Here is a 13614-nt window from a genome sequence, read left to right as displayed (position 1 = left end):
TCTTGTATTTGTTTATAGCTTTATAAAGCATGGGACATTTCTCATATAAATCTATTTATAACAGGAATTTTCTTTAATACACTTGTAGCCAATAAACTCATCACAAAAACACATATTACTTTAATCCACGCCTCATAATACCTATTCTGATTCAAAACTTCATTTATTGTCATAAATGCATATCCATGTAACAAAAAGATTCCAAATGTACAATTACTAATCCATCTAATAGTTTCTTTTTTTCTTTTTCCAAATTTGTATTGCCTTTTTTCACATATTTTTTTCATCATGAAAAACGTAAAAATTGTTACAAATCCGCCTAATAATGTATAATAAGTTTCTGATACCTCTCCATGTTTAAAGCTTATTAGCGTTAGACTTACACTACTTATAATAGATATTAATGCCATAAGACCTATTATTTTTTGTTCCTTTGTCTCATTTTCTATAATCAGATTTTGATCAATACAATAACCTAATAGTGGATAAAAAATTGTCTGATACGATACAATAGGGATTGATATGGCAATCCCTCCTAATCCCATAAATTTTTCAAAAATTGGTAAAATCCCACCAAAAACAGCATAAATACCAAGTATGTATTTTAGTACTTCCCCTGTAATATTTTGCGCTATAATTTTTAGCAATGGAAGCATTATCAAAAACGAAATATACGCATATAAAAACCAATATGCACCCGAAAAGCTAAAGGTCGTACTCGTATATATTGTTCTAAGAATCCAGTTGATATCAATTTCACCGCCATCACGAAACGATAGTATGATATAATATAAAACTGTAAATATAATAATTATTATTATATATTTTAATACCCTTTTCCTGAGTAACTCTTTTATATCCTCATTTTTTCCAAGTAACAATGCCCCTGAACACATAAAATATAATGGTACAGCTATTTTACAAAATGAAGTAATGCACATTTCTATTATTTGGATATATATATTTCCTTGTTTTTGATATGCTAAGAATCCACTTTCCCCTGTATGATTAAAAATAACTAACAAAATTGCTACTATTTTTATTATATCGATATATATTTTTCTAGATTTTTCCATATCTCTAAACTGCTCCAAAATCTCTATAATTATTTTTATTGTTATAATTAAATGCTAGTGTTTCTCTCAATGTATTATATATAGAATTGCTATATGCTTTTAATTCATTTACAACACGATAATAGCATAGCATATGCATATCATATACTTACCGTACACAATAATATTTATAAAATAACTATTATAACTTTCAGATTCGAAATTTTTCTGCAACACAATTCTATTTTTCTTTACCATCAAATCAAATTCACAACATTTTCATCAATATTTTACTTCACATTTTGTGACACATAAAATTCTCTGACATATAATATAATTTATAATCTTTTGTACCACAAAGGCTTTGACGCCCGCGTCAAAGCCCTTATTCCTTCTTCACTTAAAACAACTTCTCCGGATATACTCCGTCTTTAATCAGCTTCTGAATAGCCGCCACAACATCCGGCTTATCTTCTTTATAGGTCACACCGAACCATTCATCATGAGATTTCCGTACCTCGACTTTCATCTTGCCTTCTTTCAGCAGATCTCCGATGATCGTCGGCAGAAGGTATTCACCTTTCAGATTCTCCGGATCCAACTTCTCCAGAAATTCATCAAACCCCTTATCCAACACCTCAAAGAACTTCGGTGATAATCCCCACATGTTCATAGAGACTTCTGATTCCACATCGATTGGCACTGCTCCGTCCTCTGTCTGCACTGCCGCACCTTCAGCTGTCTTGACAATATTGGATGTCTCTATGATCTCAGACAGCATGCGGTGTTCATCTACCTTGCATACACCACGGGTTACACCGCCATTATCGCTCAAAGTATTCTTCAGTACGAAACCTACCATACACGCTTCATACGCATTATCATCTTTTCTTCCTGTCAGATATGCATATGCTTCTGTGTAAGCTTCCTTTCCATAATAATCGTCTGCATTGATTACCAGAAATGGCTCATCTACCACATCTTTACAGCACAGGATTGCCTGACCGGTTCCCCACGGCTTCTTTCTTCCTTCTGTCTTCTTCTGGAAACGCTCCGGGATATCATCCAGCTCCTGATAAGCGTATTCTACTTCTACCAGCTTCTCCATACGTCTGCCGATGATCTCTTTAAAATCCTTTTCCAGATCTTTACGGATTACGAATACAACCTTATTAAATCCCGCCTCCAGTGCATCATAAATGGAATAATCCATAATGATCTCACCGTTTGGTCCTACTGCCTCCAGCTGTTTGATACCGCCGCCAAACCGACTTCCGATTCCTGCTGCCATGACGACTAGTGTTACTTTACTCATTTGTACCTCTCTCTGTCTGGTTTATTCTCCCAGACCATCTTCAATTGCTTTTACCATTGCTTCCATTGCTTCTTTTTCATCCGGTCCCTCACACTCGAGCACGATTTCATCTCCGCTTTTAATGCATGCACCAAGTACACTGAGTACACTTTTTGCGTTAGCCATCGTATTGTCATAACGAAATCTGACACTGCATTCAAACTCAGATGCTTTGTTGCAGAAGATTCCGGCAGGACGCATATGAAGTCCCGTAGGATTGGTGATCTTTACTTTTTTTGTAATCATACTTTTAATTTCCTCCGCTATCTTTCTCTTCCAGCACGAGTTCTACTTCAACATCTTCTGTCAGCGTACATCCATCCGGCAGCTTAAACTGTACTGGCACTTTATAGGTTCCTGCTTTTGTATATTCAGCCAGATCAATGATTGCAATCTGCTCAATGTTCAGAGTATCCAACTGTTCCTTTGATCCTTTTACATGTACTTCCAGATTATCCGTTTTGTTATAACTCATGCGCAGGTTCTCATCCAGATTTTTCACTGTAATAGATCCAACCGGAAGCTCAAAATTCTTGGTTCCGTCTTTTTCCAGTGTTACTGTAATAATCACCGAACTTGCGTTACTGTCTGCCAGTTCGATATCTTCCGGCAGATATTTGCTAATATCTATCGTATAATCTGTGCGGGAATCAATGGCTTCACCACTGAATTCTTCCGCAGGAATATCTATACTCTTAACCTTTGCCAAAGCATCTTCCGGTCCCGCAATCTCTATCTCTTCCGGAGCCAGCTTCACATTGGAAATGGAATATCCTTCTTTTACTTCAATTTCCGATGTATCCGCCTTCACAGGTACCGTCGTTGTCCGATACAATGTTACCGATACACTCACACCTACATTACCCAAGTTGTTTGCCAGCCTTGACTGGTCGATCACGTTATTGTTCTCATCGTACAATACCAGCGCAGAATCCAGCACGGTATTCTCTGAGAGTCCGGACACATTAACTTCAGCCTCTACCTTACTGATCTTTTCCACCAGAGACTTTGGTCCGTTGATCGTTACCGTCTCCGGATCAGCTGTCAGCTTGCCGAGCACATAACCACTTCGTACCTGACCGCTTGCCACTGGTGTAATATATGTGGTCTTGCTTACATTATCCTCGATCTGTATCTGCAGATTACGCGGACTTGCCGTTGCTTCACAGCTGCCCTCATATCCATTTACCGTTACTTCCAATGGAATCTGTGTATTCAGATACATTTCCTTAATATCCGCTGTAACAACAATGTCACTCGCCTTAATCTTACTCAGTGTCCGACGTTTTGCTGAAACTACTACGCTTACATTCTGCGTGTCGTCTACAATCTGATAAGTCTTATTCTGTTCCGTCAATATCTCGGAGTGTTCTACTGTAACCGGTATGTTCGTAAATGTCTTAGTCATTACCGGATCGTCAATATTGACCACTATCAGCCACAGCATAAATGCAAACAGGAAGGCTAACAGCTTCAGGCTAAAATTATTTTTCAGCTTTTTTATCATCATCATGCCTTCCTTTCTTCAGTTTTTCTACCAGAATGTTCGCCGGATTCTTAGAATGCTTCCGTTGCTGGATTGCATGGAAGCGCTCTCTCAGTTCTGCTTCCGTCAGGTTTCTGGAAAGTCTGCCGCCCTGTGCTACAGATACTCCTCCGGTCTCCTCAGATACCACTACAATCATGGCATCACTGACTTCACTCATACCGACTGCCGCACGGTGTCTGGTTCCCAGATCCTTGCTCAGTTCCATGTTATCAGACAATGGCAGGTAACAGGTTGCCGCCACGATCCTGTCGTTCCGCACGATAATAGCTCCGTCATGAAGCGGAGTATTATGCTCAAATATATTGACCAGTACCTGGCTGGAGATCAGACAATCCATCTGAATACCGGTACTCTCATATTCTGTCAGCTGGATCAGCTGTTCTACTACGATCAGTGCTCCTGTTTTTACTTTGCTCATGGAAAATACAGCACGCACGATACCGTCAACTGTCTCATCACTGAACCGCACTCGTTCTTTGGAATCAAACGGAAGCATGGATGTCAGCATCTGTTTTTCGCCCAGCTTCTCCAGACCTCGTCGGAGTTCGGGCTGAAAGACGACCACTGCCGCCACAGCCATAACTGCTGCTGCTTCTTTTGCCAGCCACAGGATCGTATGCATCTGTAAAATGGCTGCCACCAGTATGAATCCCGCAAGTGCCAGAATGCCACGCATCAGCATCCACGCCTTGGTATTCTTGATCCATACCATAATCTGATAGATCAGAAATGTAATGATCAGGATTTCCAGAATGTCCGTGAAACGCAATTCCGGAAAATAAATGCCTTTTACATATTGTTCAAAAAACTGCGATATTCTCTGCGCCATTCTGTCACCTCCCCATTCTTCTTAACTTGTTGTCTGCCTGTGCTGCTTCTTTTATATCTTTTATTTATTATCTTTATTCAGATTCAATTCTTTCTCGAGACTCTGTGTCAGAAGCAGATGCTCGGTATCCGCATCGGATAACTGTCTCTTCTGTGGAGACGGTTTTCTCTTAACTGCTGCCTTCTTTGGATTCGGCTGCTGTCTGTCCACTGTCTTTCTTGGTCTTGCCTGCTTACGTTCCTGTCCTGCCTGCTGTTTCTTGGCATGTCTGACTGGTTCCTGTGCCGCATGACTTGGAGTTTCTTTTCTCACATGCTTCTTCGCAGCATCTTTCTGTGCATGCTGCTGTGTCTTCTTACGCAGTTCCTTTGCATCAATCACTTCTGTCTCAGAAGGATATTCTTCACGCTTGTTGATCTGCTGTACTGTCTTCTCTGGAACAGTTACTCCCACTTTCGGAACTGCTTTTACATAGTAATAATACTCATCATCTTCAAACTGCAGGGATTCGCATTTGCTGTAATCTACTGCAAAGAATATAATTTCCAGAACCAGTCCGATCACTACCGCTACAACTGCCCCTACGAACAGTGTTGTTGTAGAAGTCTTTACACTCAGTACAGAACCGCCTGCTGTTGCCACGATCAGATACGCCAATGCCCCAGCCACGCTTGCGGCTTTCCATGCATGTGCCATCGCTGCACGACGAATGGTATATACCAGTATAATACAGATTATGCCGGCGATCACCATCAGCCACATTTCTTTGCTGGAAACTGCCTGTTTGGCAAATTTGATCATATCATTTACAAAGCTGCTGCTCTTTGCAGCCTGAATTGCCGCTGCCGACTTTTTCACCTGGTGAATCATATAATACGCAATCGTTCCAAGTGCTGCCGGAACTGCATATGCCGGTGTGCCAAGCAGACCTAATGCCACCAATGCAGCTGCCGGAACCTTAGCAATATATGCTGTCACTACTACTAATATCACGATCGCTGTCTTTGGTGCGAATCGAAGATAGAATACATACATGATCACAAACAGAAGTGCTGTCACGATCAGCATGCCCAGGGATACGCTATAGACATGTGCCATCGTCAGTACCGCTCCTGCTACCAGTGTGAAGATTGGCGGAAGAAAAGCGCATATCACAGCCAGCCCCAATGCAACTACTGGATTCGCCAGCATATGCATATAACCTATCTCCCGATTAATCATAAAGAACGCCACAAACGCCAGTACAAAGCGTACCACCTTATCTATGTATGTCGAATACTGTGCATAGACATTCTGTAATTTCCCTTTCAGTTCTAATACGCTTTCCATAACTATCTGTTCTCCTTCTTCATATCTTTCTTCTTATATAAATTGAGAAGTCTGGCAAGATCATGATTATATAACTTCACTCTCGCCCTTGCCTCTTTGTGTCGGTTATTGCAGGTAACATGCGTATATACTGCATATGCAATTATAATTGCCAGATACGCTGCTACGATCGCAATTGCTGTAACAATGATCATGCCGACAGACATCTTTTCCATCAACTTATCAAACACACTGATTCCCAGAAGTACGACCAGGCATACATATCCTATCGTTACCCACAAAATAGTCGCCAGCGTATGCAGACTGGTATAGTCTTTTCTATAGTAAGCACTGACCTTCAGATCCTCTCTCCCCTGCTGTTCCTCATAGAGAGCCATTCTTGTCATCAGCTTGACTTTTTTCTCATCTAACATTCTGCACCTCATTATCTCTACACTTAGTTATTATTATTTCTAAACATCATTATTCAGTATACCAAATATCATGTACCTTGTCCAATGCTTACCGTCAGAAAATGCACTTTCTCAGCGCCAGCAAGTCTTACCGTCTTCGCCGCCACGTCGATTGTACTTCCTGTCGTGTAAATGTCATCGATCAGCAACACGTTGACTCCCTGCAGTTTCATTCCCTTCCAGGCAAATGCGTGCTGCAGATTTTTCCGCCGTCCCCGCGCGTCCATAACTTTCTGTGGAATTGTATTTTTATTACGGATAAGGCTTTCTGTATCTACCGGAATGTCCATAAGTCTGCCAATCTCTTTTGCCAGGATTTCTGCCTGATTATATCCTCTTTTCCGTCTTCTGCTTTTGCTGAGTGGTATTGGGATGATGATGGCGATCTGCCATTTACGTATTGTTCTGCCATATGCACGTACCATCTCACGGGCAAATGCACAGCCATATATCCGTCGATTATGATATTTGAATTGATAGATTGCCGGGCGCACCACTGACACATGCTGCCAGACCGCCCTGCCGCTCTCATAATAATGCGAGTGCCTGCTGCAGTCGTAACAGTATTCCTCTTCTTCACGCCGAATTGGCTTACCACAGCGCATACAATATGGATTCCTCACATAAGGAAGCTTTGCTCTACACGCACCACAGATTCCCGCCTCCGATACCTTACCGCAAAACGGACAGGTATTAGGAAACAGGAATACCATGATTTTATCTGTAAAGACTGTAATATTAGAAATAGTTTTAGAAATAAGTGCTCGTATTCTCATAGGCAGAACTCCCTGATCTGCTCTGCCAGGCTCGAATTACGATTCAGCTCGTTATTATTCTGGATCATGTCTGCAAAGACCTGTTCACTGCCTACCAGTGTCACACATTTTCTTGCTCTGGTTACTGCTGTATAAATCAGATTGCGGTTGTATAACTGTCTCGGTCCCTGAAGCAGCGGAATTACTACCGCCGGATACTCACTTCCCTGAGACTTGTGAATGGTGATCGCATAAGCCAGTTCCAGTTCATCCAGCGACTGGAAGGAATAGCTTACCTGTCTGTGTTCATCAAACTCTACCGTCATAGTCTCTGCATATGTATTAATCTCCCGGATAATGCCCATATCACCATTAAACACACCCAGGCCTTTATCCACCGTCATACCGTATTTGGTGCATACTTCCCACTCAATCTGGTAATTATTGCGGATTTGCATGACCTTATCGCCCTCACGGAACTTCTTATCACCATATTCCTTTTCCGCTTTGGACGGTGATGGAGGATTCAGATATTCCTGCAGAATACCATTTAACCTTTCTACCCCGAGCAAACCTTTCCGCATGGGTGTCAACACCTGGATATCATATGGCTCTGCATTTACATATTTTGGCAATTTCTTCTGGATCAATGTCAGCACCACACTGATGATCGTGTTGGCATCCTGCCTCTTCAGAAAGAAAAAGTCACGACTCTTATTGTCCAGAATCACAGGTTCTCCGCGGTTGATCTTGTGAGCATTTACCACGATATCACTCTCGCCTGCCTGACGGAAAATACGCGTCAGTTTCACTACTGGGAAACATTTGGACGCAATAATATCCTTCAGCACGCTTCCCGGTCCCACAGATGGAAGCTGATTCCGGTCTCCCACCAGGATGAGTCTCGTCTCCACGCACACAGCCGATAAGAGTGCATGCATCAGCGGAAGATCCACCATCGACATCTCATCTACTATGATCACATCTGTTTCCAGTGGGTTATCCCTATTCCGGCTGAAGCCGTTTTTCTGTTCTTCATCCTCCGGGTTACCGCTGACTTCCAGCAGACGGTGTACCGTCTGTGCTTCATATCCGGTTGTCTCCGTCATACGCTTTGCTGCTCTTCCGGTCGGTGCTGCCAGCAGAATATCCGCTCCGTCACTTTCAAAATAATGGATCATGGCATTGATTGTCGTTGTCTTACCTGTTCCCGGTCCTCCGGTCAGCACAAATACTCCATGACGTACCGCCTCAACAACCGCTTCCCGCTGTTTCTCATCCAGCGGCAGATCCATATTTTCCTCAATCTGTGCCAGTCGGTGCAATACTCCTGTTTCACTCACATCATAGGTAACATTTAGATCATGGAGCATCTTCGCTGTATTCATTTCCATGTAATAATAATTCGATGGATATACTCGCTTCACGCCGTCTGCTTCTTTCAGAATCACCTTGCGTTCCATAGACAGATCCATCAGATATTTTTCAATATGCTCCAGATCCACTTCCAGCAGCTGTCCTGCCCTGCGTGCCAAAAGTTCCTCATCCAGGAAAATATGCCCTGCATTCACTCCCTGAAGCAATGTATAAAATATTCCACTGCGGATCCGGTAATCGGAATCCGTATGAATACCGATTCTCTTCGCTATCTCATCCGCAGTTCGGAATCCCACACCACTGATATGATCCGCCATCTGGTAAGGGTTCTCTTCCAGCACACGATAAATCCCATTGCCATAATACTGATAAATCTTTGCTGCCAGCGTCGTAGAAATGCCATATTTCTGCAGATAGATCATTGCCTGACGCATATCCTTCTTCTCTTCTACCTGCTCTGCGATCTCTCTTGCTTTGCGCTCACTGATGCCTTTGACCTCTGCCAGCCGCTCCGGTTCTTCCTCTATAATTCGGAATGTATCTTCTTTAAACTTTCGTACAATCCGCCCTGCCAGTGCAGCGCCGACTCCACGGATTGCCCCTGAGCCCAGATATCGCTCGATCGACATCAGATCTTCCGGTTCGCAGACCTCTGATTCAGACACGGAAAGCTGCAGTCCGTACAGGCTGTGATTCACATATTCGCCTGTCAGCTTCAGCAGCTCACCTTCTTCAATATAGAGAAATGTACCCACGCAGGTCAGATCTCCATCTTCGTTATTCAGATTAAATACCGTATATCCATTATCCTCATTCCGATATACGATGTGTTCTACATATCCTTTGATTTCTTCCATATAACCGCTTTTCTCTGCTTTTATCCTTCATTCCGTCCGCTCATAAATTCCACATACTGTCCAGTACCGATGGCTACAACTGTCATAGGATTCTCTGCAGTCATAGTATTGATTCCGGTTCGTTCTTCAATCAGTTCTTCCAGTCCTCGCAGCATTGCCCCACCTCCGGTCAGCACAATTCCACGATCCAGAATATCTGCTGAAAGTTCCGGTGGTGTACGTTCAAGCACACTGATAACCGCTTCTACAATCTGCCCAACCGGCTCCTTCAATGCCTGCTCGGTCTCCGCAGATGTTACCGTCACCGTCTTCGGAAGCCCGGTCATAAGATTCCGTCCTGTCACTTCCATAGACTCTTCCTCTACCAGCGGATATGTTGATCCGATCTTGATCTTAATATCTTCTGCTGTACGCTCCCCAATCAGCAGGTTATGCTTCTTCCGCACATAGCGCACGATCGCATCATCGAAGTTATCTCCGGCAATCTTAATAGAAGTATTAACCACAGTTCCACCCAGCGAGATAACCGCCACATCTGCCGTACCGCCTCCGATATCTACGATCATATTGCCGCACGGTCTGGAAATATCGATTCCAGCACCGATTGCAGCAGCCACCGGTTCTTCGATCAGTCTGACTTCACGAGCTCCTGCTGCATAGGTCGCCTCTTCAACTGCCTTGCGTTCTACTTCTGTCACTCCACTCGGCACACAGATACTGATTCTCGGCTTACTGAAAGCTCTCCTGCCCATTGCTTTCTGTACAAAATATTTGATCATCTTTTCTGTCACTGTATAATCAGAAATCACGCCCTGACGCAGCGGACGCACTGCCACAATATTCCCCGGCGTCCTGCCAAGCATCAGTCTGGCTTCTTCTCCGATTGCTTTGATGCTGTTGGTATCCCGGTCATATGCTACTACGGAAGGCTCTTTTAATATTACGCCCTTCCCCTTCACATACACCAGAACGCTTGCGGTCCCCAAATCAATTCCGATTTCAACTGCCATTCCTGTTCCCCTTTCATCATCCGGTTACTTCCTGAACCAGCCACTACATTTATGCACAGAGGTATAATAAGTAACTCTACTTATTATACCTCTTTATCATTCGTTCTTATTCATGAAATCTGTCAACAATGACATTATAGTAAACTTTGTGTCTGTTGAAAAGTCTTTTTTTCAGGTTTATCCTTTCTTCAACATCATGTCGATGTATTTACCTGTATAAGATACCGGATTCAGTGCAACTTCTTCCGGCGTGCCTTCTGCGATCACTGTACCGCCTTTTGCACCGCCTTCAGGCCCGATATCGATAATGTAATCTGCCGTTTTGATCACATCCAGATTGTGCTCGATCACCACAACCGTATTACCATCGGATGCCAGCCTCTTCAGAATCTCAGTCAGCTTATGCACATCTGCAAAATGCAGTCCCGTCGTCGGCTCATCCAGAATATAAATAGTCTTACCGGTACTGCGCTTGCTGAGCTCTGTAGCCAGCTTGATCCGCTGTGCCTCACCTCCGGACAATGTCGTCGATGGCTGTCCAAGACGCAGATAGGAAAGTCCCACATCATACAGCGTCTCAATCTTTCTCCGGATGGATGGTACATTTTCAAAGAAAGTCAATGCTTCTTCTACCGTCATATTTAACACGTCATAAATACTCTTGCCTTTATAATGTACTTCCAGTGTCTCGCGGTTATAGCGCTTGCCACCGCACACTTCACACGGAACATACACATCCGGCAGAAAATGCATCTCAATCTTCAGAATACCGTCACCGGAACATGCTTCGCATCGTCCGCCCTTTACATTGAAGCTAAAACGCCCTTTCTTATAGCCTCGTTCTTTGGCATCCTGTGTTGCTGCAAACAGGTCACGGATCTGATCAAACACACCCGTATAAGTTGCCGGATTGGATCTCGGTGTACGACCAATTGGTGACTGATCAATATTGATCACCTTGTCCAACTGCTCCACACCTTCTATCTTTTTATGCTTTCCCGGAATTGTTCTGGCACGGTTCAGCTTCTTCGCCAGATATTTGTAAAGGATCTCATTGACCAGCGAGCTCTTACCTGATCCTGACACACCGGTTACACACGTCATGACTCCCAGCGGAATCTTCACATCAATATTCTTCAGGTTATTCTCCTGTGCACCTACGATCTTCAGCCATCCTGTTGGTTTCCTGCGCTCCTCCGGAATCGGTATACGAATCCGACCACTGAGATATGCGCCTGTGATAGATTCCGGCACCTGCATGATCTCCTCTGCCGTTCCTTCTGCGATCACTTCACCACCATGTTCTCCGGCACCAGGTCCAATATCCACAATATGATCTGCTGCAAACATAGTATCCTCGTCATGTTCTACCACGATTACCGTATTACCCAGATCCCGCAGGTGTTTCAGTGTTCCAAGCAATTTATCATTATCTCTCTGATGCAGACCGATACTTGGTTCATCCAGAATATATGCCACACCTACCAGGCCGGAGCCAATCTGTGTTGCCAGTCGGATTCGCTGCGCTTCTCCTCCGGACAACGTTCCGGTTGCACGCGACAGCGTCAGATAATCCAATCCTACATCTAGCAAGAACTGCAGTCTCGCACGTATTTCTTTCAATATCTGGTCACCGATCATATGCTGCTGACTGGTCAGCTCCAGATTATCCAGGAATTTAGCCAGTTCCTCAATCGAAAATGATGTAATCTCTGCAATATTATGATTCCCAATCGTTACCGCAAGTGCTCCTGGCTTCAAGCGCTGTCCCTTGCATGCACGGCAAGGTGTGATCCGCATAAATTCTTCATACTCTGCCTTGGATGCTTCCGAATAAGTCTCACGATATCTGCGCTCTACGTTCTTAACAATACCTTCAAATGCAATATCGTAGAACCCTTCTCCGCGCTGTCCAAAATAATGCACATTCACATTCTTACCATTCGTACCGTGAATCAGTATATTCTGAATCTCCTCCGGATATTCCTCAAACGGCGTATCCAGTGAAAATTGATATTCTTCCGCAAGTGCTTCCAGTATGGCTCTGGTAAAACTGCCCTTCTTGCTGGCAGACTGCCATCCCATGACTGTGATTGCACCTTCATTGATACTCAGGCTCTTATCCGGAATGATCAGATCAGCATCAAATTCCATCTTATATCCAAGTCCGGAACACTCCGGGCAGGCCCCGAACGGATTGTTAAATGAGAAGCTTCTCGGTTCAATCTCTTCAATGCTGATACCACAATCCGGACAGGAAAAGCTCTGGCTGAAATTCACCGGTTCTCCGCCAATCACATCGACTGTCATCAGTCCCTCTGCAAGATGCAGAACATTCTCCACCGAATCCGTCAATCTCTTTTCAATCCCCGGCTTTACCACCAGACGATCTACAACAATCTCTATATTATGCTTCAGATTCTTATCCAGCTGAATGTCTTCCGACAATTCATACATACTGCCATCGATCCGCACACGGACATATCCGCTCTTCTTTGCACGCTCCAGCAGCTTCACATGCGTACCTTTCCGTCCTCGTACCACCGGTGCCAACAGCTGAATTCTGGTTCCCTGCTCCATCTCCATGATCTGATCGACCATCTGATCAACCGTCTGCTTCTTAATCTCTTTTCCACATTTCGGGCAATGTGGAATACCAATCCTCGCATATAATAATCGGAAATAATCATATATCTCTGTCACAGTACCTACTGTCGAACGAGGATTACGATTTGTAGACTTCTGGTCAATTGAAATTGCCGGCGAAAGTCCTTCGATGCTTTCCACATCCGGCTTCTCCATCTGTCCCAGGAACATTCTGGCATAAGATGACAACGACTCCATATATCTGCGCTGTCCTTCTGCATAAATGGTATCAAATGCCAGCGAAGACTTACCGGATCCCGACAGTCCTGTCAGAACCACCAGCTCGTCTCTTGGAATATCCAGACTGATATTCTTGAGATTATGCTCATTGGCTCCCCGTATACGAATATATTTTTTATTCTTATCCGACATAACATGCTCCTTTGTTACTAATTCAATGA

General features: G+C 43.7%; 11 protein-coding genes. All 11 read right to left on the bottom strand.

What is annotated here, in order from left to right; genetic code table 11:
• Nucleotides 1–41: 41 nt before the first annotated feature.
• The 11 genes from DWZ93_RS00550 to uvrA all read right to left on the bottom strand — a co-directional run bounded on the left by DWZ93_RS00550 (nt 42) and on the right by uvrA (nt 13585).
• Nucleotides 42–1076 carry an acyltransferase gene (locus DWZ93_RS00550; RefSeq protein WP_118451673.1) on the bottom strand — a complete coding sequence of 345 codons (1035 nt, stop codon included), beginning with the start codon at nt 1074–1076 and terminating at the stop codon, nt 42–44.
• A gap of 379 nt (nt 1077–1455) precedes the next feature.
• The gene (locus DWZ93_RS00545) at nt 1456–2370 is read right to left on the bottom strand and encodes a nucleotidyltransferase family protein (RefSeq protein ID WP_118451672.1); all 915 of its coding nucleotides are present in this window, start codon (nt 2368–2370) and stop codon (nt 1456–1458) included.
• A gap of 21 nt (nt 2371–2391) precedes the next feature.
• A complete protein-coding gene (locus DWZ93_RS00540; protein WP_118384412.1) occupies nt 2392–2655 on the bottom strand; it encodes an HPr family phosphocarrier protein in 264 nt (87 codons plus the stop codon).
• Nucleotides 2656–2659: 4 nt separating this feature from the next.
• On the bottom strand, nt 2660–3922 hold the full coding sequence (locus DWZ93_RS00535; RefSeq protein WP_243007143.1) for a CdaR family protein: 1263 nt from the start codon (nt 3920–3922) through the stop codon (nt 2660–2662).
• Nucleotides 3894–4787, bottom strand: a complete 894-nt coding sequence (gene cdaA, locus DWZ93_RS00530) for a diadenylate cyclase CdaA (protein WP_118451671.1) — start codon at nt 4785–4787, stop codon at nt 3894–3896. The genes DWZ93_RS00535 and cdaA overlap by 29 nt, the downstream gene beginning before the upstream one ends.
• 60 nt (nt 4788–4847) lie before the next feature.
• Complete coding sequence (locus DWZ93_RS00525; RefSeq protein ID WP_118451670.1) at nt 4848–6116, bottom strand: hypothetical protein; 1269 nt, start codon at nt 6114–6116, stop codon at nt 4848–4850.
• A gap of 2 nt (nt 6117–6118) precedes the next feature.
• Nucleotides 6119–6529, bottom strand: coding sequence for a hypothetical protein (locus tag DWZ93_RS00520; RefSeq protein WP_118451669.1), 411 nt, complete (start codon nt 6527–6529; stop codon nt 6119–6121).
• Nucleotides 6530–6597: 68 nt separating this feature from the next.
• The gene (locus DWZ93_RS00515; RefSeq protein WP_243061038.1) at nt 6598–7344 is read right to left on the bottom strand and encodes a ComF family protein; all 747 of its coding nucleotides are present in this window, start codon (nt 7342–7344) and stop codon (nt 6598–6600) included.
• Nucleotides 7341–9557 (bottom strand): SF1B family DNA helicase RecD2, encoded by a 2217-nt coding sequence (recD2, locus tag DWZ93_RS00510; protein WP_118451668.1) that lies wholly within the window; start codon nt 9555–9557, stop codon nt 7341–7343. The genes DWZ93_RS00515 and recD2 overlap by 4 nt, the downstream gene beginning before the upstream one ends.
• Before the next feature lie 20 nt (nt 9558–9577).
• Nucleotides 9578–10567, bottom strand: a complete 990-nt coding sequence (locus DWZ93_RS00505; RefSeq protein ID WP_118451667.1) for a rod shape-determining protein — start codon at nt 10565–10567, stop codon at nt 9578–9580.
• Between the two features lie 177 nt (nt 10568–10744).
• Complete coding sequence (uvrA, locus tag DWZ93_RS00500) at nt 10745–13585, bottom strand: excinuclease ABC subunit UvrA (protein ID WP_118451666.1); 2841 nt, start codon at nt 13583–13585, stop codon at nt 10745–10747.
• Nucleotides 13586–13614 lie beyond the last annotated feature (29 nt).

It is taken from the genome of Dorea sp. AF36-15AT (assembly GCF_003477705.1).
Classification (GTDB): domain Bacteria; phylum Bacillota; class Clostridia; order Lachnospirales; family Lachnospiraceae; genus Claveliimonas; species Claveliimonas ammoniilytica.
Note: the sequence above shows the minus strand (reverse complement) of the source record. Positions and strands in the feature narration are given on the sequence as shown.